General features: G+C 50.7%; 29 protein-coding genes. 14 read left to right on the top strand and 15 right to left on the bottom strand.

Annotated features, from left to right (window positions below):
• Positions 1–29: 29 nt before the first annotated feature.
• The 6 genes from ACUN8H_RS08115 to ACUN8H_RS08090 form a co-directional block, all read right to left on the bottom strand.
• On the bottom strand, positions 30–524 hold the full coding sequence (locus ACUN8H_RS08115; RefSeq protein WP_445531639.1) for a hypothetical protein: 495 nt from the start codon (positions 522–524) through the stop codon (positions 30–32).
• A gap of 80 nt (positions 525–604) precedes the next feature.
• The gene (locus ACUN8H_RS08110) at positions 605–1750 is read right to left on the bottom strand and encodes a hypothetical protein (protein WP_445531638.1); all 1146 of its coding nucleotides are present in this window, start codon (positions 1748–1750) and stop codon (positions 605–607) included.
• A gap of 223 nt (positions 1751–1973) precedes the next feature.
• Positions 1974–2294: a DUF427 domain-containing protein gene (locus ACUN8H_RS08105; RefSeq protein ID WP_445531637.1), complete on the bottom strand. Its 321-nt coding sequence runs from the start codon at positions 2292–2294 to the stop codon at positions 1974–1976.
• 84 nt (positions 2295–2378) lie between these two features.
• Positions 2379–3173, bottom strand: coding sequence for a carbon-nitrogen hydrolase family protein (locus ACUN8H_RS08100; RefSeq protein WP_445531636.1), 795 nt, complete (start codon positions 3171–3173; stop codon positions 2379–2381).
• Positions 3174–3382: 209 nt separating this feature from the next.
• Positions 3383–3985, bottom strand: a complete 603-nt coding sequence (locus ACUN8H_RS08095) for a glutathione S-transferase N-terminal domain-containing protein (protein WP_445531635.1) — start codon at positions 3983–3985, stop codon at positions 3383–3385.
• A gap of 92 nt (positions 3986–4077) precedes the next feature.
• Positions 4078–4413: a zinc ribbon domain-containing protein YjdM gene (locus ACUN8H_RS08090; protein ID WP_445531634.1), complete on the bottom strand. Its 336-nt coding sequence runs from the start codon at positions 4411–4413 to the stop codon at positions 4078–4080.
• Between the two features lie 98 nt (positions 4414–4511).
• On the opposite strand from ACUN8H_RS08090, the gene ACUN8H_RS08085 reads away from it, so the two are divergent.
• Positions 4512–4901 carry an ester cyclase gene (locus ACUN8H_RS08085; RefSeq protein ID WP_445531633.1) on the top strand — a complete coding sequence of 130 codons (390 nt, stop codon included), beginning with the start codon at positions 4512–4514 and terminating at the stop codon, positions 4899–4901.
• Here the strand turns inward: ACUN8H_RS08085 and ACUN8H_RS08080 are convergent.
• Complete coding sequence (locus ACUN8H_RS08080) at positions 4898–5356, bottom strand: GNAT family N-acetyltransferase (RefSeq protein ID WP_445531632.1); 459 nt, start codon at positions 5354–5356, stop codon at positions 4898–4900. The genes ACUN8H_RS08085 and ACUN8H_RS08080 overlap by 4 nt on opposite strands.
• Positions 5340–5714 (bottom strand): winged helix-turn-helix transcriptional regulator, encoded by a 375-nt coding sequence (locus tag ACUN8H_RS08075; protein WP_445531631.1) that lies wholly within the window; start codon positions 5712–5714, stop codon positions 5340–5342. The genes ACUN8H_RS08080 and ACUN8H_RS08075 overlap by 17 nt, the downstream gene beginning before the upstream one ends.
• 92 nt (positions 5715–5806) lie before the next feature.
• Between ACUN8H_RS08075 and ACUN8H_RS08070 the strand changes: the two genes are divergently transcribed.
• The 5 genes from ACUN8H_RS08070 to ACUN8H_RS08050 all read left to right on the top strand — a co-directional run bounded on the left by ACUN8H_RS08070 (position 5807) and on the right by ACUN8H_RS08050 (position 7983).
• Positions 5807–6133, top strand: coding sequence for a nuclear transport factor 2 family protein (locus tag ACUN8H_RS08070; RefSeq protein WP_445531630.1), 327 nt, complete (start codon positions 5807–5809; stop codon positions 6131–6133).
• Positions 6133–6267 (top strand): hypothetical protein, encoded by a 135-nt coding sequence (locus ACUN8H_RS08065; protein WP_445531629.1) that lies wholly within the window; start codon positions 6133–6135, stop codon positions 6265–6267. The genes ACUN8H_RS08070 and ACUN8H_RS08065 overlap by 1 nt, the downstream gene beginning before the upstream one ends.
• A 10-nt stretch (positions 6268–6277) precedes the next feature.
• A complete protein-coding gene (locus ACUN8H_RS08060; protein WP_445531628.1) occupies positions 6278–6373 on the top strand; it encodes a hypothetical protein in 96 nt (31 codons plus the stop codon).
• Between the two features lie 138 nt (positions 6374–6511).
• Positions 6512–7342, top strand: a complete 831-nt coding sequence (locus ACUN8H_RS08055) for an AraC family transcriptional regulator (protein ID WP_445531627.1) — start codon at positions 6512–6514, stop codon at positions 7340–7342.
• 29 nt (positions 7343–7371) lie between these two features.
• Positions 7372–7983: a LysE family translocator gene (locus ACUN8H_RS08050; RefSeq protein WP_445531626.1), complete on the top strand. Its 612-nt coding sequence runs from the start codon at positions 7372–7374 to the stop codon at positions 7981–7983.
• Here the strand turns inward: ACUN8H_RS08050 and ACUN8H_RS08045 are convergent.
• The 4 genes from ACUN8H_RS08045 to trpB form a co-directional block, all read right to left on the bottom strand.
• Positions 7967–8287 (bottom strand): hypothetical protein, encoded by a 321-nt coding sequence (locus tag ACUN8H_RS08045; protein WP_445531625.1) that lies wholly within the window; start codon positions 8285–8287, stop codon positions 7967–7969. The genes ACUN8H_RS08050 and ACUN8H_RS08045 overlap by 17 nt on opposite strands.
• A 286-nt stretch (positions 8288–8573) precedes the next feature.
• Positions 8574–9620 (bottom strand): SDR family oxidoreductase, encoded by a 1047-nt coding sequence (locus ACUN8H_RS08040; RefSeq protein WP_445531624.1) that lies wholly within the window; start codon positions 9618–9620, stop codon positions 8574–8576.
• 295 nt (positions 9621–9915) lie between these two features.
• A complete protein-coding gene (gene trpA / locus ACUN8H_RS08035; RefSeq protein ID WP_445531623.1) occupies positions 9916–10755 on the bottom strand; it encodes a tryptophan synthase subunit alpha in 840 nt (279 codons plus the stop codon).
• Between the two features lie 20 nt (positions 10756–10775).
• Positions 10776–12005 carry a tryptophan synthase subunit beta gene (gene trpB / locus ACUN8H_RS08030; RefSeq protein ID WP_445531622.1) on the bottom strand — a complete coding sequence of 410 codons (1230 nt, stop codon included), beginning with the start codon at positions 12003–12005 and terminating at the stop codon, positions 10776–10778.
• A gap of 118 nt (positions 12006–12123) precedes the next feature.
• On the opposite strand from trpB, the gene ACUN8H_RS08025 reads away from it, so the two are divergent.
• Complete coding sequence (locus tag ACUN8H_RS08025; RefSeq protein ID WP_445531621.1) at positions 12124–13062, top strand: LysR family transcriptional regulator; 939 nt, start codon at positions 12124–12126, stop codon at positions 13060–13062.
• Positions 13063–13068: 6 nt separating this feature from the next.
• Here the strand turns inward: ACUN8H_RS08025 and ACUN8H_RS08020 are convergent, their stop codons facing one another.
• Complete coding sequence (locus tag ACUN8H_RS08020; RefSeq protein ID WP_445531620.1) at positions 13069–13698, bottom strand: SDR family oxidoreductase; 630 nt, start codon at positions 13696–13698, stop codon at positions 13069–13071.
• 248 nt (positions 13699–13946) lie between these two features.
• Between ACUN8H_RS08020 and ACUN8H_RS08015 the strand changes: the two genes are divergently transcribed.
• From ACUN8H_RS08015 to ACUN8H_RS08005, 3 genes are all read left to right on the top strand, one after another.
• Positions 13947–14087, top strand: a complete 141-nt coding sequence (locus tag ACUN8H_RS08015; protein ID WP_445531619.1) for a shikimate kinase — start codon at positions 13947–13949, stop codon at positions 14085–14087.
• Positions 14029–14448, top strand: a complete 420-nt coding sequence (locus ACUN8H_RS08010; protein ID WP_445531731.1) for an adenylate kinase — start codon at positions 14029–14031, stop codon at positions 14446–14448. The genes ACUN8H_RS08015 and ACUN8H_RS08010 overlap by 59 nt, the downstream gene beginning before the upstream one ends.
• A gap of 80 nt (positions 14449–14528) precedes the next feature.
• Entirely contained in the window at positions 14529–15461 is a 933-nt protein-coding gene (locus ACUN8H_RS08005) for a glycerophosphodiester phosphodiesterase family protein (RefSeq protein ID WP_445531618.1), read from the top strand.
• A gap of 49 nt (positions 15462–15510) precedes the next feature.
• On the opposite strand, the gene ACUN8H_RS08000 is transcribed toward ACUN8H_RS08005, so the two are convergent.
• Positions 15511–16407: a dihydrodipicolinate synthase family protein gene (locus ACUN8H_RS08000; RefSeq protein WP_445531617.1), complete on the bottom strand. Its 897-nt coding sequence runs from the start codon at positions 16405–16407 to the stop codon at positions 15511–15513.
• 640 nt (positions 16408–17047) lie between these two features.
• On the opposite strand from ACUN8H_RS08000, the gene ACUN8H_RS07995 reads away from it, so the two are divergent.
• The 4 genes from ACUN8H_RS07995 (at position 17048) to ACUN8H_RS07980 (ending at position 22396) form a co-directional block, all read left to right on the top strand.
• The gene (locus tag ACUN8H_RS07995; protein ID WP_445531616.1) at positions 17048–17458 is read left to right on the top strand and encodes a hypothetical protein; all 411 of its coding nucleotides are present in this window, start codon (positions 17048–17050) and stop codon (positions 17456–17458) included.
• Positions 17427–18644, top strand: a complete 1218-nt coding sequence (locus ACUN8H_RS07990) for a hypothetical protein (RefSeq protein ID WP_445531615.1) — start codon at positions 17427–17429, stop codon at positions 18642–18644. Before ACUN8H_RS07995 ends, ACUN8H_RS07990 begins: the two co-directional genes overlap by 32 nt.
• Positions 18645–18679: 35 nt before the next feature.
• Positions 18680–21511 (top strand): EAL domain-containing protein, encoded by a 2832-nt coding sequence (locus tag ACUN8H_RS07985; RefSeq protein WP_445531614.1) that lies wholly within the window; start codon positions 18680–18682, stop codon positions 21509–21511.
• Between the two features lie 63 nt (positions 21512–21574).
• Positions 21575–22396, top strand: a complete 822-nt coding sequence (locus ACUN8H_RS07980) for a PEP-CTERM/exosortase system-associated acyltransferase (protein ID WP_445531613.1) — start codon at positions 21575–21577, stop codon at positions 22394–22396.
• 7 nt (positions 22397–22403) lie between these two features.
• Here the strand turns inward: ACUN8H_RS07980 and ACUN8H_RS07975 are convergent, their stop codons facing one another.
• Positions 22404–23051: a hypothetical protein gene (locus tag ACUN8H_RS07975; protein WP_445531612.1), complete on the bottom strand. Its 648-nt coding sequence runs from the start codon at positions 23049–23051 to the stop codon at positions 22404–22406.
• Positions 23052–23189 lie beyond the last annotated feature (138 nt).

The raw sequence follows: 23189 nt of genomic DNA, 5'->3' as shown, positions 1-23189 counted from the left end.
GCTGAAAGCCGTCCGCCTTACGCGCTTGGTTATGTGGTTTGTTCGATTAACCATCTAAGCAACGCCGATGAGCATTCAAAATTTTGCTGCTGCCCACGCAACCCATACCGCCACTTTTCGCCATGGAATAAGTTATTCCGATACCTAAAAATAACTCCCAAGCATCCAATCAACTCGACCGATTTAGAGGCGGCTTGACGAAGGAGCATATCAGTGACCTCTGGGGGATTTCCGCTTCGTTCGAGATATAGATAATCGTAATGATGAGTAAAGGTAGTTCCAGCTGTATACCTAGACCGGAAGTACTCAACAACCTCCCCATCGTTGAAGCTTTCGACAACGTCGTCGGTTAGATTGCCGACGTATTGGCGTATCTGCCTCATGTTTGCATTGTTTTCGAGGCAATTTCCCTCGAAAAAGCTCCATATCATAGAAAAATCGACAATTGCTACCTTTTCATCAGCCGATAACTCGCCAAACTCTGGCACTTGCGTAGATAGCCAATTAATCGCAATCGATTCCATCTCAGTAAGTCACCATTCCACATAACGCCAGCAGCAGGGGCGCGACGCCAGGAGCGTCCCTTGGCTGCAATTGTTAGCTATCAACCGTCGATACGTGCCACAAAATTTGGGTAAAAAAACGAAACTGGGTTGTCGACCGAATCAGGATCTTCCAGTGCCCGCCGAACTTGATTGCTAATTTCCGATTGATAGGTGGCGATACGCGGCACGAGTGAGTATATGTCGGTAGTATCAATCTTTATTGTCCGAACCTGATTAAGGTCAAAAGGAATTCTTTCCGCTGCACGAATTATTTGCACGACCGGTAACCGAGCAGCGTGCCTTATAGCCAGCTCATAAAAGACATTTGGATTATGAAATGACAAATCGGCTATAACAAGCCTCGAGCGTAGCAGGTAATCAATAATTTGACGTGTTATAAATCCTGGCTTGTCGATATTATCAGCTCGAACAACCTTTAGCTGAAACTGCTCAAGGGCGGGCTCTATAATTGATCCTAAAAATAAATCGGAGTGTTTACGTTGTTCGCTACCATCTTCGCCAATGGGAGTGATATAAAAACAAGTATTTTCGAACGAAGCATGCTCAAGCGTAACCAAATTGCTAGGGGAATGAGGATGGGATGTTGGTGTAGCTTGTCTAGGTGTCCCGCTTGGGAGTGTGTCGAGCAAGTGTTCAACTGTAACTATTCGCTCTGCCCCAGATAAAGTCTGCAACAATCCCAAATCCCTGAGGTTAACAATGAAAGTATCTACAGCCTCCTCTAGAAACTTTTCTGGCACCCCGATATCTCTGGCTGAATCGACCATAGCAGCACGTGCAGGTAGTTTGTTCCCGACGAACTTCTCGTAAAGCTGGTTGAATGTGTCAATATTTTCAATTGCGAGGCCCACTTTTGCCTTCGTTCTTTCTCGCTCTGAGAGCTCCTCGTCAACTGCTTTCGCTCCCTCTGGGGTTAATTCCAGATGCTCTGCTTTATAACTTCCCTTTGTTAAACCATATTTGCTGGCGTTGGTTATCCACTGTCTAGATGTACCACTCTCCGGAGATTTACCAATATGATCAAAAAGACTTATCCTCCGAACTGGCTGCCCACTCCCATACTCAAGCAGGGACTTCGCCAAATCTAACGCTTCCAAAAAAGGGCAAGCTGGGAACGGCCTTTGCTTTCCCGCCTTTTTGGCTCTTGCATCATTAATACGCTCTTCTTCAGACTTTTCCGCCATAAAAACTCCCATCTATGTTATGCAATCCATTCCTAGCTAACAGGTATTAGACTGCCCATCTTATGATTGGATAAACGTGCCTGCATATTTATCTGACAAATGCAGCCTAAGAAAATAACTCCAAGCTATTAATATACATTCTTAATAATTATAATTAGGCTACATATCCCAAATTCACGCTCCTGCTGCATTTCCAAGAATGACCACTTTGGGTCGAAAAGAGTCATTCGCGCACTTCTTCATAAAAAGCCACCCTACCCGCTAGAGGCTCCATACCCTCAATCGGCTCCACATAACTCCAAGCAATATCCCGACTTTCACACAGCGAAAAACACACCGTATGCCCTTTAAAGGGGCAATAAGTGGTGGTTTCTGAAACGGTGAGTAAATCCATCCGTACGTTTTCGCGTAGAAAGTAATGGCGTGGCGGGTAGCCGTATTCGCGGAGTTCAAGCGTATTGGTGGAGTCGGCTAACAGAATGCCATCAACCTGCACCTGCATGCGCTGCTTGCTTGGGTGAAGCGTTATGCGGGCATTCTGCATCGTATTGTCCCTGCGGCGTTTTTCGCTCTAATACTTCGAGACTAGCAGTTAATTTAGGTTAAGCCTACCTTGTCGGATTAGTTCTTAGTCGGCAATAGATGCTTTGTGATGTAGGTGAGTCATCACTTCCACGCTACCGCTTAATGCACCTTGGTGAATGTGACAAAGCACTATGCTGGGCTGGGTGCCGGGGGCTTTAACCGTTAGCTCCCCCGCTGCGTTCCAGCTACCGCTGTTGCCGCAGGTTTGCAAGCCGCCCGTGGTGGAAACGTGGTTGGTGAGCAGTACCGTTAGTTGGTGGCGTTGAGCGATAGTAGCAAGTAGCTCGGCATCTTTGGCGTAGCCGCCTGGGGAGATCAGCGCGCTGGCTAGGTAAACGTCCGCTTGTTGGGCCGCCGCGGTGGCGGAGTGGCTAGGGTGGGTAAAGTCGGCGCAAACGGCCAGGGCGATGCGGGTTCCATTCACGTTGATAAGGCCGCTTTCGTGGCCGGGGGCACAATAAACATCCTCCCCTTCGTGAAGGTGCTGTTTTAGGTAGAAGGTGTGTTCGCCGTTAGGGAAGCAGGTTACCGCTGCAATGTAGGGTTTGCCGTTTGGGTTATGCAGTGGGCAGCCTGCGATCACCACCGTGTTATTGGCCACGGCAGCGGCAGTGAGTGCGGCAAAGATTTTATCGTAGCGAGGCAGTGCCAACTGGCTGAGTAACGCCAGCTCGTAGCCGGTGAGCGAGAGCTCGGGGAAGGCCACCACGTTAGCCCCTAGCGCAGCGGCACGCTCTATGTAGGCCAAGTGCGTCTGCAGGTTTTTGTCTACCGCCGCTTTGCTGACGGGCAGTTGGGCAAGGGCAATGGTGATGGGGGCGGCTGTGGTGGTAGTCATTTTTAATCGCTTAGCTGGTTGGGTGCTGAAATGGTCGCGGGCTAAAGCCACCTCCCACTACTGTTCCTTTATAGAGCTTTTGCCATACAAGGAGGTAAGTACTGCTTCTAGGCCTAAAACAAAAAAACGCCTAGAAGATGTTTGAACAGACGATAATACCCCTCAGTAGCGAGGTGATACTGGAAGCCAGCGCATGGGAGTAGACTCCGTTAAACGAATGCAGTCTGCTGAAAGCTTGCACGAGCAGTCACACCAGCATGCCATGCTTGAAGCTGTAGATACTCTTCTTTCCAGTTCACTTCTGGAAGCCTGAAAGCCAGGTAATCCAGCGCTACGGCAGTAGCGATTTCGCCCAGGTTGATGGCTGTGTCCTGCTGTTTTTCGCTAAGCTCGCTGTTCAGCTGTTTCAATAACCGCTGAATGGCTCGCGAACGCCGTTGCCCCAACTCACTCTCGTCAATCTCCTTACCATAGTGCTTTCTGGCAATCACCGTCGTGAAAGCGGCATCCATCAGATTTTGGCCCAGTCCCGCCAGGTGCAGCACATCGCCTAGGCTGACTGCTGGTAGCATTGGCGGGTTGGGGCTTATGCTATCCAGGTAAACGGCAATCAGCATGGACTCACTTAGCGTGGTGCCCTCCTCCGTTACCAGCGCGGGAATGCGCCCGGCGGGGTTGGCTTTTAACAGATCTGCATTGTCTGACCAGGGATCGCACCACTTTAGCGTCACGGCGTCCGCCAAGCCTTTTTCCAGTAATACGATGCGCACCAGGCGTGCGTAGGGCGACGTTGCGTTTAGATAGAGTTCCATTATTGCTTCCCTTGGTATGGGGGTTACTCAGCGAAAGTTACACTTGGCACTGTAAACCACCGCTAAGCAACAAAAGCTGACATTACTGTGATTCAGGCCTTCTTCACAAAATGGGCGGTCACCATCATGTCGCCGACGCCGTCGACCTTGCAGTCCAGTTGGTGATCCTTGCTATCCATGAGCCGCTTGATAACGGCTTTGGTGCCTACCTTGAGTACCAGCGAGCTGCCTTTGACCTTGAGGTCTTTGTTCATCGTTACCTTATCGCCTTCCGCTAGCGGTGTGCCGTGGGCATCTTTTACCGTCACGGTGTCTTCCGCCGCAGTCTCATCCGGGTTCCATTCGTGGGCGCATTCTGGGCAGATGAACAGGCGTTGATCCTGATAGACGAATTCGGATTGGCAGTTTGGGCAAGGTGGGCACGGCATATGTGATGACTTCTGTGGTTTGGTTTAGGCTGGTAATGATACTGAGCCATTGGCACCGTGGCGAATGCCTTCACACCGCCTAAGAAAGGAGCATCAGGATGAACAAACGTGACCTTGAAGCGACCTACCGTGATTACATCACCTGTCTCAATAATCAGGACTGGATGAAGCTTGGCCAGTTCGTGCATAACGACGCCCACCACAACGGCAGCTACTTAGGCGTTAATGGCTATCGCGCCATGCTAGAAGCCGACTATGAGCAGATACCGGATCTTCACTTTAACATTGAGCTGTTGGCCGTTGATCCACCGCATATCGCGTGCAGGCTGCGATTCGATGTCACCCCCAAAGGTAGCTTCCTTGGCCTTGCGGTGGATGGCAAAAACGTGACGTTTTGCGAAAACGCGTTCTACCTGTTTAGCGATGACAAGATTAGGGAGGTCTGGTCGGTGATTGATAAAACCGCGATTGAGACTCAGCTTGGTTAAACGTTCTGGTTATCTCCATTCACAAACGAATAGAGCAGAATATCGGATCGGTAAGCCCAGCCTTGGCTGGCCCAAAACGTCTGGGCGGCTTCGTTCTCGGGAAGGATCATCAGGTGTGATTTTTGGATACCTTCGTTCTTGAGCGCTTCCAGGCAGAGATTTACCAGCCGCGTAGCAATGCCTAACCGGCGGTGAGAATTCAACACCGAGAGGTGCTGCACATAGCCGCGCTTGCCGTCGTGGCCCGCCATGACTGTGCCCACCAGTTCACCTTCTGCTTCGGCAACAAAGCTCAGGCCGGGGTTGCGCAGCAGGTATTTCTCGATGCCTGGCCGTGAATCGGCATCGCGAATCTTCACGCCTTCGCTCTCGCTCCATAAGGCAATGGCGGCGTCATAGTCGTTGATGGTCATGGTGCGGTAGTGCATCAGTTGGCTCTCATTGGGTGGCGGCATCGTCTTGGTCGTTCTGCTCGGCTTTGTGGTTGAAGTGGTCCTTCTGCTCTGCCCATTTCAGCAAGGCATCCAGCGCTGGGCAGAGCGTTTGCCCCCATTCGGTCAGGCGGCACTCCACTTTCGGCGGCACCTGGGGATAGACCTTTCTGGCCACAATGCCATCCGCTTCCAGTTGGCGCAGCTGTTGGGCCAGCATTTTCTGGGAGATGTCGGGGATGAGTTTTTCGAAATCGGAGTAGCGCTGCACTTTCCCATCGAAGAGATGAAAGAGAATAATGAGCTTCCAGCGCCCTTCCAGCACTTTTAATACATTTTCCACATCGCTTGCGGCGGTAGCGGGCGTATAAATCTTTCTCATAGGTGAGCCACTTACCTTTTTGTGCGTTCTTGCTAACGCATAAGTCTGAGCAGAAGATTCTCGCATATTAACCCCTGCGAGAGATGACCATCATGAGTTTGTCACTGCCAGACGCGATCACCACTTACTTCAGCATCAGCAACGGGGCGGATGATAGCCGCCTTGGCGAATGCTTTACCCACGATGCCTGTGTGTTCGACGAAGGCGAGACGCACCGCGGGCGACCCGCTATTCAAGCGTGGATGCGCGCTACCCGCGAGAAGATTGAGTACAGCGTCGAGCCGGTCAGTGTTTCCCAACAAGGCAACACGATGGTGGTTACCGCCACCGTGACCGGCAACTTCCCCGGCAGCCCGGTGCAACTGGACCACGCTTTCCAGCTTGCCGAGTCGCAAATCCAGTCATTGGAAATCCACTAATGAACCTCGCTCTCCACCTATCGCAAGAGCCTATCAAAAAAGGTGTCGCCCAAGAGGCAGGCACCGATTACGCAGGTGGCAAGCAGATCATCATGAATTCGCTGGGCGGCATTCCGATTTGGCCGCCCTTCTAAGCCTGCTGAAGTGGCCAACCTGATTGCGTTTCTGGCATCACCACTGGCCGCCACCATTACAGGCACGGAGTATGTGATTGATGGTGGTACGGTGCCGGTTGTTTGAGGGTGATGTATACCGCCCCCTTTAGTGCCTTACCGCTTAGCGAAGGTGCGGTCTCACAACCGATTAGCAATTATGTACAAGCATTCTAAGGTGGCGCTGGCATAAGCTAGGTGGTGTGACTAATCAGGAGGGGGCGGCATGAGTAACGCAAGCCGGTTTCAATTTATTAAAAGCCAGCATGTGCCGACGCTAACGGTGCTTCATGCGGCCATTGAGGATTTCAGCTACGACCGACACGCCCACGAGGAGTATGCCTTCGGGGTGACCTTGGCGGGGCGTCAGGATTTCTTCAGCGGCGGGCGGTTTCACCGCAGCCCTCCCGGCAACGTTATTCTGTTCAACCCAGAGCAAGTGCACGATGGCGAATCCGGCGGCGAACACGCGCTGGATTACCTGATGCTGTATGTGCACCCTGAAGACGTTAACGACCTGTTCGCAGAGGCCCAGAGCCACGCGAAAACGGCGAGCTTTCGTTCACGTAGCACGCTGATTCAGGATGCGCAGCTGCGCAACACTATTTTGGCATTGGCGCGCTTGGTTACCTCTCAGGTCGGTAGCTGTATCGATCAGGAGAATGCGCTGTATCGGGTCATCGAGCGGACTGTGCAACTTGGTGGTATTGCTCAACCAAGCCAAGTGACCACCCGCCCAGATGCCCTGCTAGGGCTAGCGAAAGCATATATTCACGCTCACTTGGATAGTGATGTCTCACTCGATGACATCAGCCAGGCGGCCCACCTTTCCAAGTACCACTTCTTGCGTCTGTTTCGGCAGCAGTACGGCATCACGCCGCACCAATACGTGATCAATTGCCGAATCAATGCGGCCCGCTCGGCGCTGGATGCAGGCGCCTCGTTAAGTGAGGTCACATTGCAGTACGGCTTTGCCGACCTTAGCCATTTTAATCGTCGCTTTAAGCGCATTTATGGCATGACACCCCACCAGTACCAGCGTGATGTAGCGCGCTAGCACCTAAATACCAAAATAGAGGTTTCACCATGTTAGCAATCGTCGCCTATGCCCTGGACGTCATGTACACCCCTGGGCCTGTGAATCTGCTGGGTTTGAACGTTGGCATCAATGGCCAGGCCAGACAGTCGGTGGGATTTTGCCTTGGCGTGGGCACGGCGATGCTGGCGTACTTATTGGTGTTGGGCTGGGCGGGCGCTGCTTGGATCGATGACGACGCCCTGGTAATGGTAAGCGCTCTGGGCTGTAGTTATATCATTTATCTGGCCTACAAAATTGCCCGCGCTAGCTCCAATTTTAGCAGGCCCGCTCATGCCCCTCGGCTGGTGAGTTATCGCGATGGTTTAGTCATGCAGTTACTCAACCCCAAAGCGATTGTCGCCACCCTGCCGATCACCACGCTGCAGTTTCCCGCCGCGGGCATTCATGGGTTGAGTCTGCTGGTGTGGGCGTTAGGGCTTGCCATGCTGGCCGCGGGCGCGCCCGGCAGTTACGTGGTGATGGGCCGCTTGGTCGGCCAGCGGATCAAAAACCCAGCTATTGTGAAGCGCTTTAATGGGCTAATGGCCGGGCTGCTGGTCGCCGTGGCATTTTCGATCGGGTTTGAGCATGTGTGGCTGCCGCTTACTGTCCGAGGCTAATACCCAGGCGTAGCGCTTGCAGGCCATCGAACTCGACAGTGACTTCGTCGGAGAAAAGCGGGTGGCCTTTTACTGCCAAATAGATGGTGGCTTCAGCGCCACGGTAGGTGCCCGTGATGGAGATATCAGCTGATATGCTAATCGGGGCGGTTATGCCATATTCCACGTTCTCGACGCTGACGGCGGAAAGGCCTCGGTCATCTAGTTCTTGCTGAACTATCTGTTTGGTCACCACACCATAATAGAAATATAGGCCTGTGTAACCAAGCGCCAGCACGACTATCAGTGTAAAAAGCTTTCCCATGATTTCTCCCTAGGTGACGTAATTCAGGCGAATTGGCATTATCTGCAACCCGCTGCGAGCGCCGATAATGCCTGTAGTAGCAAGGGTGCACAAGCGGGAGGATGATTTGCCAATAGCCAGGGAAAATTAGCATTTCGCTATGTCAGGGAGGGTTAGCCGTATGCACCCATTATCGGCTAGGTGGTTATATCTTTATCAGCCCAACTACTAAAACGGGTCTGACCTATTGAAGGCCAGACCGCGCGCGGCTATCTAGATAAATAGCGAGAACAACGTTCAGGAAAGCTTACGGATCGCCAGCGCCACCGCCTGCGCCGTGTATATTCCCGGTGGTGTAGCTGGATTCTGGCGAAGCCAGCAGTACATAAGTGGCGGCCAATTCTACCGGCTGGCCAGGGCGACCAAGCGGCGTGCTTTCGCCAAACGATTGCACGGCGTCTTGTGGCTGGCCACCGCTGGGCTGAAGCGGGGTCCAGAACGGGCCGGGGGCGACGCCATTGACGCGAATGCCTTGCTCAGCCACTTGCTTCGCTAGCGCCTTGGTGAACGCCACAATGGCCGCTTTGGTCATGGAGTAATCGAGCAGGATTTTAGGTGGATCATAAGCCACCACTGACGTGGTGTTAATGATCACTGAACCGGGCTCCATGTGGGGGATGGCCGCTTGGGTGATCCAGTACATGGCGTACAGGTTGGTTTTCATGGTGTCGTCGAAGGCCTCATGACTAATGTCCATAATCGACGGCTGCCACTGTTGACGCCCTGCGTTGTTGACCAGAATATCTAGCCCGCCTAATTGCTCAACGGCCTTTTCCACTAACTCACTACAGAAAGATGCATCGCGCAGATCGCCTGGGATAGCCACCGCATTACGCCCTTCCGCTTCAATAAGCTCAATAACTTCACGCGCATCCGACTCTTCTGCGGGCAGGTAGTTAATCGCCACATCAGCGCCTTCGCGCGCATAGGCAATGGCGGCCGCCCGACCAATACCGGAATCACCACCGGTTATCAGCGCCCTTCTTCCTGTTAAACGGCCACTGCCGCGATAGCTCTCTTCGCCGTGATCTGGGCGCGGTGTCATCTCGCTGGCAAGCCCAGGCCACTCTAGCGGCTGGCGTTGAAAAGGCGGTTGAGGGTACTTGCTTTTGGGATCCTGCATTTGGTTTAACGTGCCTCCTGATTCATTGGTGCTTGAGGTATTGGCACTGCTCGATGGCGACGATGAAGATGACTGGGCAAACGCGGGCGCCGCCATAGCGGCAGCCATACCGGTAGCAAGGCCGCCCACTACTTGGCGGCGAGTAGGATCAAAAGTGTTGTCTGGCTTCATAGTAATCCCCAATAAATAATCGCCGTGAATCCGTACTTGGCGTATGGCCTAAGACACACGGCTTTTCCCTGATAGAGCACGCAAGAAGAAAATGCATTAGCGCGTGTAAAACTCTATTGACCCTAGTTGGGATAGCGGTGATTACCAAGCGAAGAACTGGAAGAAGTCAGAAACTTAAAAAATGATAGTTAGAACTCCAAGCTGACGTAGCCAATGTAAAAGTGATGCATGGTAGGTAATATAGAGCCCGCGCGTTGGCCAGCTCTTGTCACTTATCGCTCACTACTGGGTTTCATTAACAGACTTGTGGCTCTCTCACTTCCCGACACGCCCTGACGCTCTCGGCCAGCTCGCTAACCAGCCCATGCACTCGCTCAACGGCCTCGTCAGGCGTGGTGGCATTTTCGATACAGTCGACGAGTGCAGAGCCAACGACGACTGCATCGCTGAAGCGGCCAATGGTGGCGGCTTGTTCGGCGGTGCGGATGCCAAAACCAACGGCGATAGGCAGTTCAGTATGTTCACGAAGCCCGGCGACTGCACCTTCCAGTTTTTCAGGCGTGGGCGCACTGCCGCCGGTGACGCCTGCGACGGAAACGTAGTAGATAAAACCGGAGGCGTTCGCCAGCACCTTGGGCAGGCGTTTGGCATCGGTGGTCGGCGTGGCTAGGCGAATAAAATCAATGCCGTGTTGTGCCGCTGGCTGGCAAAGCTCTTCGTCGTGCTCGGGGGGTAAATCTACTACGATCAGGCCATCGACCCCGGCCTTGGCGGCATCGGTCAAAAAGCGCTCAACGCCGTAGCAGTAAATGGGGTTGTAGTAGCCCATCAGCACAATGGGCGTGGTGCTGTTTTCTACGCGGAAGCGGCGCACCATTTCCAGCGTTTTGGCTTGGGTCTGGCCGTTTTCCAGCGCCCGCAGCGCGGCTTTTTGGATGGCGGGGCCATCAGCCATAGGGTCGCTGAACGGCATACCGAGTTCGATGATATCCACTCCCGCTTTTGGCAACCCGTGCAACAGGCGGCGGGAGGTCTCGGCATCTGGGTCGCCAGCCGTCAGGTAGCTGACCAGCGCCGGGCGGTTTTGCTGCTTGAGCGCAGCAAAACAGTCTTCAAGCCGAGAAGTAGTGTTCATCATAGCCTCCTGTGTTGCGCTCATACGTTTTTTACCCCGAATTTATCCCCCAGGTGATGGGCCACGCTCATCATGTCCTTGTCGCCACGGCCACTGAGATTCACCACCATCAAGTGTTCTCGGGGGAGCGTGGGCGCACGCTTGGCAACTTCGGCCAGGGCGTGAGCGGTTTCCAGGGCGGGGATAATGCCCTCCTGACGACAGCATATCTGGAACGCTTCCAGCGCTTCGTCGTCAGTGGCAGAGACGTACTCGACCCGCCCCTGCTCGTGCAACCATGCATGCTCCGGCCCGATACCCGGATAGTCCAGCCCGGCGGAAATCGAATGAGCGTCGATAATCTGACCATCTTCGTTTTGCAGCAGATAGGTGCGGTTACCGTGCAGCACGCCGGGAGTGCCACCGTTCAGGCTGGCTGCATGCAGGCCGCTTTTAACCCCTTTGCCACCCGCTTCAACGCCAATCATCTTCACATCGAGGTCATTCAGGAAGGGGTGAAACAGTCCCATGGCGTTTGAACCGCCGCCGATGCAGGCCACCAGTGAATCCGGCAGGCGACCTTTCTTTTCCAGCATTTGGGTGCGGGTTTCATGGCCGATCACGGCCTGGAAGTCACGTACCATAGCGGGATAAGGGTGTGGCCCCGCCACGGTGCCAATGATGTAGAAGGTGTCGTCGACGTTCGTTACCCAGTCGCGCAGTGCTTCGTTCATGGCGTCTTTTAGCGTGCCGGTGCCCGAGATGACGGGGATCACTTCCGCTCCCAGCAGCTTCATGCGAAATACGTTGGGCTGCTGGCGTTCAATGTCGGTTGCGCCCATGTAGATGACACAAGGCAAACCAAAACGTGCTGCAACGGTCGCAGTGGCAACACCGTGCATACCCGCCCCGGTTTCTGCAATGATGCGCTTCTTGCCCATCTGCTTGGCCAACAACACCTGACCGATGCAGTTGTTGATCTTGTGTGCGCCGGTGTGATTTAGCTCTTCGCGCTTAAAGTAAACACTCGCCCCGCCGAAGTGCTCGGTCAGCCGCTCGGCAAAGTAGAGCGGGCTTGGCCGCCCGACATAATCACCCTGAAAGTAGGCCAACTGGCGCTGAAACTCAGGGTCGTTCTTGGCCGTGGTGTATTCATCTTGCAGCTCAAGGATCAGCGGCATTAGGGTTTCGGCGACAAAGCGGCCACCGAAGCTGCCAAATAGGCCGTTGGCATCGGGCAGGCTCTTGGATACATCTACAGGTTGGTTCATCGCGACCTCTGAATGCGTTATCGACCAGTGCAGTGAAAGTAGCGCAAGCAGGTGCGTATAAAAATCGATAAGATGTCATCAATAGGTGAGATTAAGTCAACTATCAGCAGGCCACTTCATGCAACATAGCATGCCCCCACTCAGCGCCTTGCGCGCTTTTGAAGCAACTGCCCGGCTGGGTAGCGTCACTGCCGCTGCCGATGAGCTAAGCGTGACTCACGGCGCTGTCAGCCGCCAGTTAAAAAGCCTGGATGACCATTTTGGTGTCGCGCTGTTTACCAAAGCGGGTCGAGGTATTGTATTGACTGCGCGCGGGGAAAGACTACAAAGCGGCTTGAGTGAGGCGTTTACGAAACTGCGCGATAGTTGCGCAGTGCTCAAACGTGAAGTGGAAGAAGCCCCCTTCATTCTCGCTTGCCCTGGCAGCCTGTTGGCACGCTGGCTGATTCCCCGCCTGGATCGCCTTCACCGCGATTTGCCCGAGCTCAAGCTAAAAGTCGTGGTGAGCGAAAGTGAACAGCCGGGTAAGCAAACGGATGCCAGCGCCACCCTGGCGTTTGCCGAGCCGCCGTGGCCTGGGGGTGTAGAGGTATTCGAGCTGATGGCGGAACAGATATGTGCGGTGGCAAGCCCGCAGCTGGCAGCTCAATGCGATGTGACCAAGCCCGAATCGCTGCTTACCAATAAGCTTTTATACACCTCTTCCCGACCCCAGGCATGGCCGCAGTGGGCCATTGCCAAAGGGCTGGAGCTGGCACAGCTTGAAACGGCACTAAGCAGAGGCCAGGGGTTCGATCACCTTTACTACTTGATGGAAGCCGCGGTGGCAGGCCTGGGCATCGCTATTGCGCCACGGCTATTAGTGGAAGACGACTTGAGGAGTGGCAGGCTGGTGGCGCCCTGGGGGAGTATTCGGACTCCTGCGCGTCTTTGCCTGTGGTTGACTAATCAAGGCAGCATTGCGAGTGTCTCCCGCCAAAGTGAGCTTCTTGCAGAATGGCTTAAGCGGGAGTTGGCAACTGATCCAAGCAATGATTTAACAACCAATCACGTTTAGCTCTTACTAGCTGATAATCTCGCCAATCGAACGCTTACCATCCAACAGCAAATACTCCTGATTAATCAAATAGGGCTTTTGTACAAGATGAAGTAGCGCATGAGCCACATTGGCTCGTGAGATCTGGTTGTCGCCTGCTTCATCCAGTGAGCTGGCGAACTGCTGGCTGGCAGCCGCATTGGTTAAACGCCCAGGCTTGAGAATGACGTAGGGCATACCGCTATTGCGTAGGTGGGCATCAGCGGCAAATTTCGCGGCCATGTAGGGGCGCATTTTTTCGGGTGCTTCCAGCGGTTGCTCTGCTCGCATGGCGCTGATCATGATGTAGCGAGAGAGGCCCTTCTGCTTGGCGATATCGGCAGCATGAATGGCACCAAAAAGGTCGATCATCAATGTTTTGTCTGGCCCGGTGTGAGGGCCAGAGCCCGCCGTGAAAACCACTTGATCGCAGCCGTCAAAGGCATGTTCAAACTCGCCTTCCAAATCAGCTACCACGGTATCGATACCCTGCTCTTTAAACCAGACGGCTTGTTCTTCACTGCGAATCATCGCCTTGATGGGCATGCCTGCTTTTTGGGCCAGATCGCAAAACTGTTTGCCAATCTGCCCGTTCGCGCCAATCACTAATGTGGTCATAAGACCTCCTCGTATATTGCTTTTTAGACTATGTATGCAGGCGCATGGAGGTAATTCAACCCATTATTAACCCAATTACGTCTGCCCCCAATTACCTATATTGAGTCTCCTCTTATCAGACATTGTTACCAGCGCTTTTAGTGCAGCGGTCTGTAGCTCTCGTCGCGCTGCTAGCGCTCTAAGCAGAGTCGGTTGCCCATTCGAGAAGCAATTTATAAAATGCCCTGCTGTTCAAAAAGTGCTCTGTTATGAAGATTAATGTGGTTGGCACCAGTGGTAGCGGCAAGAGCACGCTAGCAAAGCAGCTCTCAACAGCGCTAAACGCTCCTTATGTTCAGCTTGATCAGTTTTTTTGGCAGGCTAGAAGCGGCCTTGGCGACGTCGCCTGAGGGCTGGGTATTGGACGGCAACTTTGACCGAACCCGCCCTATCAAGTGGCGTGATGTCTTTATAGTAGTCTGGATCGATTACCCGTTTTGGCGTGTGTTTAGCCAAGCCATCTTTCGAGATATCAAACGCATCATCAGCCAGGAAGAGCTTTGGCCCGGCACCGGCAATCGAGAATCTTTCCGCAAAACCTTTTTAAGCCGCGAGTCGGTGTTGCTCTGGTCTCTCAAGACTTGGAGACAGAATCGGCAACGTTACTTTGCCGATATGATTAATCCTCGCTATGCACATATTCAGGTTGTCCGTTTGAGGTCCAGGAAAGAGGCACTGGCATTGGTGAAAAGCCTAGCTACTTTGGACTAGGCAGCGTGTAAGGCTGGCTTGGCTTTCATTCAGTAATGCGTGTAGGGTTATTAAACAAGCATTCAAAGAAAGGAATTCCTATGCAGTGTCGTTTACTGGTTAAGTCAATTGCCCTGAGCTTTTTTGCTACCGCTACCACCGCCGCTTTGGCAGAAAACTCTTCAATAGAGCAACAGCTACAGGAACTTCAATCTTTCCAGGTCATCGCTCATCGCGGTGCTAGTGGCCATGCGCCGGAAAGCACGCTGGCAGCCTACGAATTGGCCCACGAATGGGGCGTCGATTACTTGGAGTTGGATGCGCAAATCACTTCCGACGGGGAGGTCGTGGTGTTTCATGATGACGCCATTGACCGCACCAGTGACGGCGAAGGCGCCATCAATGATTATACGCTAGAAGAACTCAAAGCCCTGGATACCGGCACGTGGTTTAACCAGGAAAACCCCGACAGTGCCGACACTGCCTTTGAAGGCGCGCAAATGCTCACCCTGGATGAGCTATTAACGCATTTTGGTCACGACGCTCGTTATTATATTGAAACCAAGTCGCCTCAGTTGAACCCAGGTCTGGAAGAAGCGCTGGTAGCGTTACTGGAAGAGCACGATTTGATTGAGAGCGGTCATGTTCTAGTGCAATCGTTTGAGCAAGATAGCCTGTTAAAAGTGCATGAATTAAACGAAAATGTGCCGCTTATCCAATTAGTCTGGTATTACCCCAGTGAAGAGAATGATGGACGTCTAGTCGAGTGGACAGGCGTGACGCCAGGGCCAACAGAGATCACCGATGAGGATTTCCAAGCAGTAGCGGATTATGCAGTCGGCATGGGCACCAACTTCATCTACGAAGGTGAGGAAGTGATTGATGCCGACTTTATTCGCCAGGCGAACGAAAACGGCTTGCCGGTACATGTTTATACCATCAATGAAACCGATGAGATGGAGCGCTTAATGGAAATGGGCGTCAACGGTTTATTCACTAACTATCCTGACCGCCTGCTGGAACTCGTTGAGTAAACGTCGATTGTACGGTGAAAACGCCCAGCCTTGTCTGGGCGTTTTCATTTCACGATGCTAAGTCTAGCTGCTTGATGACCTGCTCTACTCTTTTGCGATCATTCCCTTGCAGCGTTTTGAGCGGCTGCGGCAAGCAGGGCTGGCTCACCTTGCCTGTTATTTCTGCGATGGTGGCGGCGACCCGCAGGCTACCACCATATTCACGATAAAGCGCCCATAACGGCTCCCACGCAATGGAAAGTGAATTGGCTTGCTGAGCATCTCCAGCCTGAGCGGCCCGGGTCAGGGCTAACGCTGCGTGGGGGTAGAGCCCGCCGATAACGGAGTACCACGCATCGCAACCGGCGTTAAGCCCGGTAGCGGCGGCCGGGTCGCCGCTGATGCCCAGAGTGACCTCTGTAGGAATAAGGGCACGCAGCCGTGAGATACGCTCACGCGCTGCATCTAAATCATTTCCCACCGGTGGGATCTTGATAGAACGCACCTGTTCCAATTGAGCGATACGCCCATGCAGCTCATCGCTAAATTCGAAATGGGTAGTACCGGGATTGTCATACACGCATAGCGGAACACTCAGCGAACGACTAACGGTGGCATAGAGGTCATACACTTCATCATCGGTGAGCTTTTGATAGGACACCGGAGCCAACAGCACGCTACGTGCACCTGCCTGCTGGGCACTTTCGGCATTCGCCAGCACATCTCGGGTACGCAGCGCACCAATACCTACAACGACCGGCACGCTTCCAGCGTTTTCCACACAAAGCTTGGCAATGCGGGCACGCTCTTCCGTTCTTAAATAGGCATAGCTGCCGGTCGAGCCCAGCACGCCAATAGAGTCCACGTTTGCATCAGCCAGATGCTTTACCAAGCCAACGAAGGCACGTTCGTTAATGCCTTGTTCATTCATAGGGGTCAGCGGAAAAGCACTTAGGCCGGTGAACATGGTAGTTATTTCCTATCAGATGGATGGCAAGGCACTGCTGGGCAATTAGACAAGCTGGATAATGCATCGCTCCTAAAGCAATGCTAGAGCATGAGACCACTTGCTTACCTTACGTAAACGATGCGTGTGAGCATTACGGTGGTTCATGCTGGCCTCTCTACTTTACCTCACGTGATTTATAAATATGCCGTTTGGCGGCAGATATAACAATAAACGTAAGGCGGTTCGGGATATTCGGTCTAAAAGTTTCCTTATTAACAGCTGATAACCATATCTCTAAACTCTGAGCTCAAGGCCCTACCGGCAGACGTAGCAGGCCATCTTTATTGTTTTGCGTTGACGCCTAAGCCTGAAAATCTCATTAATTTGTTGTAGGGTTTGGAAATTAACTGTGCCGAAATGGCATAATGCTTCTTTAGCGCGCTATGAAAGTAAATTCCAAAAGCTATTGACAATAACGAAATAGCCATATGCCCAAAGGAGGCCGTGTTATCAAAACTTACATACCTCAAGTGATATTCGTCATCGAATGCTACTTAGGTACATCTGTCATCAATCAATGGACCTGTATCCAACGATGACATCGTTAGTTCTTATACGCTGCTCGATTCATCGAATAGCAAGGGCTATCTCGTCTAGTATGCTCATAGGCTGCTTCCTGCTGGCCACCTCTCAGGCTATTGCTAGAGAACCAGCTATTTTTTTAGTTGCAAACCCAGATGTAACCATCAATTTGTTAAACCGTGATACCGTTCGGGCCATCTTTGCTATGCGTCAGCGCACTTGGCCAAACGGACAAGCAGCACGGGTATTTGTATTAGATAGTAACAACCCTATACATGCTCGTTTTACCAAAGAACATTTATCAGTTTACCCACACCAACTGCAGCTAGCCTGGGACCGTATGGTCTTTTCGGGCACCGGGCAAGCCCCTGATCGCGTAAGCAGTCAACTGGAGATGCGCGATAGGATCGCCAACACTCCTGGAGCTTTAGGATATCTTGAAAGGGAGTATCTGGATGATAGTATCCAAATCATTTCGATGGATTGAACCTCACTTAATTGCTGCTCTGGTAGGCGCATCATCGTTTTGCGTATCACCTCTTGTACTCAGCGATAGCGGTATTATGGGTACACTACAAGTTCATGGTTTTCTTAGCCAAGCGTTAATAATTACAGACGAGAATGAATTTTTTGGCCCTAGCAACCAAGGGGTTGGCAGCTTTGAATATACGGAAATAGGCCTTAACACCTCATTACGACCTCATCAGGATATATTGTTGGCGGCGCAAGTGCTCAGTCGTCGGGCAGGAGGCGAAAGTAGTGATGCCCTCCCAGAACTTGACTATGGTTTGATTGACTACCAAATGGTCTCTAATCAGCAGCGAACCTTTGGTATTCAACTGGGGCGGATAAAAAATCCTTTTGGTTTTTATAATCAAACACGTGATGTGGCCTTTACCCGGCCTAGCATATTACTGCCTCAGTCCATTTATTTTGATCGAACTCGGTCACTAGGGCTATCGGGGGATGGGGTTACTTTTTATCACGATGAAAAGCTTTCTACAGGGGCAATCCGTACTCAGCTAGGTTTTGGGAAAGCAAGGATTGAAAATGACGTAGAACAAACTTTAGGTCTCGATAGTTTTCCTGGTTCATTAGAACCGGGGAGCTCAGCCATTGGCCAAATACGCTATGAGCATGATGGCGGGAGGATTATCACAGCCCTCAGTACTGCGAAGGCTAATGCTGATTATAACTCATACGGCAATCAACCAGGCAATGGCTCCTTCCAATTCCAGCCATGGGTGTTTTCTTTCCAGTATAACCAAGAGCTATGGACACTAACTGCAGAATACGCGACAAGACATCTTGAACTTACTGGCTTCGAATCTATTCCTAATTCAAGCACACGAGGTGAAAGCTGGTATCTTCAATTTACTCGCCGTTTTAACAATAATTGGCAGTGGTTAGTACGTTACGATAGTTTAGTTAATAATCGTGATGACCGTTCGGGTAAAACATTTGAAGCTAAAGGATTAGGGCCTGCTCATTCTCAATTTGCAGACGATCTAACTTTTGGCTTGCAATGGACCCCGCATCCTCAAGTAATGCTTGCAGGCGAGTACCATCATGTAGATGGCACTGGCTGGTGGCCTAATCAAGGTAATGAAGCGTCTGAAGAAACCAGTAGACGCTGGAATATGCTGCTGTTTCAGTTATCGCTGCGTTTCTAACGTTTTTACTCGATCCTGGCTTGGATGCTACTGCGATGAGAAAACCTACTCTTTTTCGAATGCCCCAGCGCCTTAGCCTTACTTGGCGCGTTATCGCGCTAAGCAGCCTGCTGCTCTTAGCGTTAGTCAGCCTATTTACTTTGCTAGGACATGAAAAACTCACTCGTCAATTTCAGGAAAGTCGCCACCAGCATCATGAACGACAGCAACGAGAAATCCGCTTAGCGCTAGCTCGCTCATCGGATAATTTAAGGCAATTGGCTGGCTTGATTGCTGCTTCTGCAAGCTTAGGCTCTCCTTTACAAGCTAATAATACACTCGATGTCGAACAAGCACTCGACGCACAGTGGCCAGCACTGCAGCTTGAGGCTGGCATTGATGAAATTTTAATTATCAATAGAAGCGGCCAAGTTCTTGGTAATTGGGGTGCTGGCAATACAGAATCGCAACTACCTCTACTCAGTTGGGTGCAACGGGTCATGGATACTGAACGCCCCCTAGCCACACTTCGATGCGCTGTTAGCTGCCAACAATTTGCGGCCGTGCCGGTACTCGTCGAGGGAGAAAGTGTTGGCATGGTCGTTTTATCTCGCTCGTTAGCAGATGTTACTCGACAGGCGAAAGAAGTTTCTAATAGTGAAGTAGCTTTGCTCGTAACAGGTACACTTGAAGAAAGCGCTGTCGCAGCATCAAGAAAGCTAAACGCATGGAATGGTCGTTTATTAGCACTAACCAATGAAGAAAGAAGCTTAGCACCATTGCAGCGCGCCTCTCGAAAAATAGCACTTCCCCGTTTAATAGATGCCCCTCTAAGCCTTGATTACTCGGGCAGGCATTTAGAGCTCAGCGCTGTTCGGATGGAGGAAGACTATGAGCGTAGTAGCATTGGTTATTTATTACTCATCTCAGATATTACTGAACAAATTAATGCTATTAATTATGATACACGCACGCTACTTTTTGTCGGCGTACTTGGGTGGATCGCTGCTGAATTACTCCTGCTCGTCATTCTCCTTGGACCAATGGCGCGACTTCGTAGAGTTGCAGGGCTGCTCCCCGCGCTAGCTAACGGGAAGTTTAGCGATATTCGCTCAGCAATTCCCCAACATCGTCATCGCATTTCAGATGAAATAGATGTACTTGAAAGAACGACGTATGAGCTATCACACCAACTTGAAAGGCTAGAAGGTGAAGTCCAAGAACGAGGCAGCCAATTAGCCGAACGTATTGAGGAACTGGCTAAAGAACGTGATTTCGTCAACGGCTTATTGGATACGGCCCAAGTATTTATCGTTGCCCAAGACAGCACCGGCCGCATCAGCCTGGTGAATGAGTATACTCAACTAATGCTAGGAATTGGTGAATCATCCCTACTTGGCCGTCATTTTGTCGATGTGTTCGAGGCAGGGCTTCCTACTACTGTGAATACATTCGCCATTCATCAGCAAGAGGAAAAAACGTTAAACACGCCGAATCAGCAAATACATACCATCGCTTGGTATCATGCGCCCCTGCAAACAGGTAATGAGGGTAAGGTAGCGCGCATTTCAGTTGGGCTTGATATTACTGAACGCAAAGCTGCCGAAGCGCGGCTAACCTGGTTGGCCGAACGTGATCCCCTCACTGAGCTTTATAACCGACGTTACTTCCAAAATGCGCTGCAAATCGCCATTGAGAAACCTGCCACTGAAATTGGCGCAGTGCTGTTACTGGACTTAGATCAATTCAAAGAAGTTAATGAATTAAGCGGGCATCATGTAGGAGATATATTATTACGTGAAGTAGCCGATACACTTTTTCATAATTTAGGTCAGCGTGGAGTCATTGCTCGCTTAGGGGGCGACGAGTTTTCACTACTACTTGAAGATACTAATGCTGATCAAGCGGTAAGAGTTGCGCAATATATTATTCAGTTGTTAGACGGTATCGGTTTTGTTGTCGGTGAGCGCAGGCATCGAGTCACGGCCAGTATTGGTATCGCGCTGTTTCCCACCCATGGCAAAACACCAGCCGACTTAATGGCTAATGCCGATGTGGCGATGTACAAGGCAAAAGAGAACGGTCTTCAGCAATGGCACCTTCTGTCTAAAGAAGAAAATGCCAAAAATGAATTACAAGAGCGAGTCTACTGGGTTGAGCGCATACACACTGCGCTGGAAGAAGACAGCTTCGAACTCATGGTTCAGCCGATTATTAGGTTGGAAGACAATGATGTAAAACATTTTGAAGTATTGCTTCGTATGCGCAATAAAGACGGTAGTCTTGTTTCCCCTGGCCAATTCATAGCCGTTGCCGAGCAGAGTGGGCAAATAACAATGATAGATAGATGGGTCTTGCGGCATAGTTTAAAAGCGCTCAGCAAACTGCAAGATCAGGGCATTACGTTAGCCGTTAATCTGTCAGGCCAATCGTTGCATGATGAGGGGTTGAAGCAATACCTAGCCGATGAATTAGAACTTAGTGGCGCTGACCCATATCATCTTATTTTAGAAGTGACTGAAACAGCAGCGGTTACCGACTTTTCAACAGCACGCGGCGTATTACAGACTTTTCGAGACTTAGGCTGCCGAACAGCTTTAGATGACTTTGGCGTTGGGTTTAGCAGCTTTCATTATCTTGGTCAGTTGCCTGTTGATTATATTAAAATTGATGGTTCTTTTATTCGTAGTCTGAAGATTAGCCCTGATAGCAGAGTCATCGTTCGAGCCATAGCCGATATAGCAAAAGGATTCGGCAAACAAACGATTGCAGAGTTTGTTGATCAAGAAGCTCTATTGCCTCTATTAAAATCATATGGAATAACATACGGCCAAGGCTATCATTTAGGGCGGCCAAAAAGCATATATACATTAACTAAAAAAGCATGAAAAAAACCAAACACATCTCTTAAATACCACTAGACAATCCCTATTACCTAAGGAAATTAAAACATGGTTTCTCAAGGAGGCAAAAAAAACATAACGTCACCGGGACAAGATATACTGATAACATTTAAAAACGACTATAAATTTATAATCGCTAAAACGCCACAAGAAAAAAAAAGGGCATTAGAATTGCGCCATAAAGTTTTTTTAGAAGAATTAAGATACAAAATGAAAGAAGATAAAATACAAAGAATCGAAACAGATGAATATGATGAACACTCATTGCACTGCCTAATTGAACATAGAAGAAGCGGTCTTCTAGCTGGCTGTATGCGCTTAATTATACCTTCTGACGATACAGAGTCTAAGTTTTACAAATTACCTGTAGAAATACAGGGAAAGCATAGCCTAAATCACAAAATCATCCATCCCGCTAAAATGCCAAAGCTTCAAATATGCGAGGTTTCGCGCTTAGCAATTTCACAAAACTTTCGCTCTTACCATACATTAAAAAAAGGAAATAGAGAAGAATTAGAGGAAGTAAAATTTACGTCCGAGGAAGAAAGAACTTTCCCAGTGATCGCTATAGCTCTCTTTCTATGCACTTATTCGTTGGCTATATTAAGTGGCAAACATCATGTTTTTGCAATGATGGAACCACGATTACCTAGATTATTAGCCTTGTCAGGCTTCCACTTCACCCAAGTAAGCGGTGCCATAGAACATCATGGTTTAAGGTATGCTTATTATATTGACCACTTAAAAGCCGAAATAGGCATGCATGAAAAATTAAAACCTTTGTATCTAAACATCAAAGAATCACTAGAGCCGCAATTAAAAGAACTGCTGGCAAAAAAAGACAGCAGCTCAGCCGTGACGTCTATCTAAACCGCTTTTAGGTTGTTGTGCTATTGTCTACAAATGACACTGGCTTAAAATCATTGACCGTCACGCTAGTAAATTTTTCCAAGAAAAAAACTAGCGTTTCGGGGTATTGGAAGCGTTCTTCAAACCGCTCTTGGCCCTCTTGGGAACGCCGCGTCACGCTTGCTTGATAACCATTTTTGGACTTTGTCACTTTAACGCTATTCTCGCGCGTTTCATCCCTGTTGATGGCAGTTAGTGAGGAGTTGTTCGTTAATAATGCCTCTAATTGGCGGGCAGCCGTTCGCTCTTCTTCAGAGGCCCATAGCGGTTGATCGCGATTTCCATAGTGGAAAAGCATGATAACCAGCATGACGGAAAAAATGCTGCTAGTAAGCATCCATGTCAACAACTCACTGGACAGTGATGTGGTGAGCATGATGAATAACTGAATCACAATACCAACCGCTAATACTCCCGCTAGGGGCCTCCACATGCGGGGGTTCATAAACCGGCGCTTAAGGATATATCCCCATAACCCCATTACGGCTAATGCGCCCACCAGCAAGTACACAGGAGAAAGGAGTGTTCCGCCACCTGCTATCAGGGCGATAACACCAATGATCAGCATCAACGTATAGAAAGCGGCTAATAGACGGTAAGCGCGGTCTAGATTCATCAGTCAATCTCCAAGCTAAATGGCCGATGTCATCGGTGTTGTATCGGCCTTTGTTTTTATCGTCTTTTTATCTTGTCGGCTGTCGTTATTGCCATGCTTTGTCAGTATAGGCGATATGCTGCGTTCTACACGTCGCGC

Source organism: Vreelandella sp. V005 (genome assembly GCF_052645115.1).
This window is presented reverse-complemented; position numbering and strand designations above follow the sequence as displayed.

Excerpts from the sequence above, each read along its gene's own strand:
- ACUN8H_RS08045 (WP_445531625.1), bottom strand. The coding sequence starts at position 8,287 with ATGGGAAAGCTTTTTACACTGATAGTCGTGCTGGCGCTTGGTTACACA.
- ACUN8H_RS08015 (WP_445531619.1), top strand. The coding sequence starts at position 13,947 with ATGAAGATTAATGTGGTTGGCACCAGTGGTAGCGGCAAGAGCACGCTA.
- ACUN8H_RS07975 (WP_445531612.1), bottom strand. The coding sequence starts at position 23,051 with ATGAATCTAGACCGCGCTTACCGTCTATTAGCCGCTTTCTATACGTTG.
- trpB (WP_445531622.1), bottom strand. The coding sequence starts at position 12,005 with ATGAACCAACCTGTAGATGTATCCAAGAGCCTGCCCGATGCCAACGGC.
- ACUN8H_RS08040 (WP_445531624.1), bottom strand. The coding sequence starts at position 9,620 with ATGAAGCCAGACAACACTTTTGATCCTACTCGCCGCCAAGTAGTGGGC.
- ACUN8H_RS08005 (WP_445531618.1), top strand. The coding sequence starts at position 14,529 with ATGCAGTGTCGTTTACTGGTTAAGTCAATTGCCCTGAGCTTTTTTGCT.
- ACUN8H_RS08115 (WP_445531639.1), bottom strand. The coding sequence starts at position 524 with ATGGAATCGATTGCGATTAATTGGCTATCTACGCAAGTGCCAGAGTTT.
- ACUN8H_RS08070 (WP_445531630.1), top strand. The coding sequence starts at position 5,807 with ATGAGTTTGTCACTGCCAGACGCGATCACCACTTACTTCAGCATCAGC.
- ACUN8H_RS08090 (WP_445531634.1), bottom strand. The coding sequence starts at position 4,413 with ATGCCGTGCCCACCTTGCCCAAACTGCCAATCCGAATTCGTCTATCAG.
- ACUN8H_RS08000 (WP_445531617.1), bottom strand. The coding sequence starts at position 16,407 with ATGTTCACCGGCCTAAGTGCTTTTCCGCTGACCCCTATGAATGAACAA.
- ACUN8H_RS08020 (WP_445531620.1), bottom strand. The coding sequence starts at position 13,698 with ATGACCACATTAGTGATTGGCGCGAACGGGCAGATTGGCAAACAGTTT.
- ACUN8H_RS08085 (WP_445531633.1), top strand. The coding sequence starts at position 4,512 with ATGAACAAACGTGACCTTGAAGCGACCTACCGTGATTACATCACCTGT.
- ACUN8H_RS08075 (WP_445531631.1), bottom strand. The coding sequence starts at position 5,714 with ATGAGAAAGATTTATACGCCCGCTACCGCCGCAAGCGATGTGGAAAAT.
- trpA (WP_445531623.1), bottom strand. The coding sequence starts at position 10,755 with ATGAACACTACTTCTCGGCTTGAAGACTGTTTTGCTGCGCTCAAGCAG.
- ACUN8H_RS08065 (WP_445531629.1), top strand. The coding sequence starts at position 6,133 with ATGAACCTCGCTCTCCACCTATCGCAAGAGCCTATCAAAAAAGGTGTC.
- ACUN8H_RS08025 (WP_445531621.1), top strand. The coding sequence starts at position 12,124 with ATGCAACATAGCATGCCCCCACTCAGCGCCTTGCGCGCTTTTGAAGCA.
- ACUN8H_RS07995 (WP_445531616.1), top strand. The coding sequence starts at position 17,048 with ATGCTCATAGGCTGCTTCCTGCTGGCCACCTCTCAGGCTATTGCTAGA.
- ACUN8H_RS08055 (WP_445531627.1), top strand. The coding sequence starts at position 6,512 with ATGAGTAACGCAAGCCGGTTTCAATTTATTAAAAGCCAGCATGTGCCG.
- ACUN8H_RS07980 (WP_445531613.1), top strand. The coding sequence starts at position 21,575 with ATGGTTTCTCAAGGAGGCAAAAAAAACATAACGTCACCGGGACAAGAT.
- ACUN8H_RS08050 (WP_445531626.1), top strand. The coding sequence starts at position 7,372 with ATGTTAGCAATCGTCGCCTATGCCCTGGACGTCATGTACACCCCTGGG.
- ACUN8H_RS08100 (WP_445531636.1), bottom strand. The coding sequence starts at position 3,173 with ATGACTACCACCACAGCCGCCCCCATCACCATTGCCCTTGCCCAACTG.
- ACUN8H_RS08080 (WP_445531632.1), bottom strand. The coding sequence starts at position 5,356 with ATGCCGCCACCCAATGAGAGCCAACTGATGCACTACCGCACCATGACC.
- ACUN8H_RS07985 (WP_445531614.1), top strand. The coding sequence starts at position 18,680 with ATGAGAAAACCTACTCTTTTTCGAATGCCCCAGCGCCTTAGCCTTACT.
- ACUN8H_RS07990 (WP_445531615.1), top strand. The coding sequence starts at position 17,427 with ATGATAGTATCCAAATCATTTCGATGGATTGAACCTCACTTAATTGCT.
- ACUN8H_RS08010 (WP_445531731.1), top strand. The coding sequence starts at position 14,029 with ATGTTCAGCTTGATCAGTTTTTTTGGCAGGCTAGAAGCGGCCTTGGCG.
- ACUN8H_RS08110 (WP_445531638.1), bottom strand. The coding sequence starts at position 1,750 with ATGGCGGAAAAGTCTGAAGAAGAGCGTATTAATGATGCAAGAGCCAAA.
- ACUN8H_RS08095 (WP_445531635.1), bottom strand. The coding sequence starts at position 3,985 with ATGGAACTCTATCTAAACGCAACGTCGCCCTACGCACGCCTGGTGCGC.
- ACUN8H_RS08105 (WP_445531637.1), bottom strand. The coding sequence starts at position 2,294 with ATGCAGAATGCCCGCATAACGCTTCACCCAAGCAAGCAGCGCATGCAG.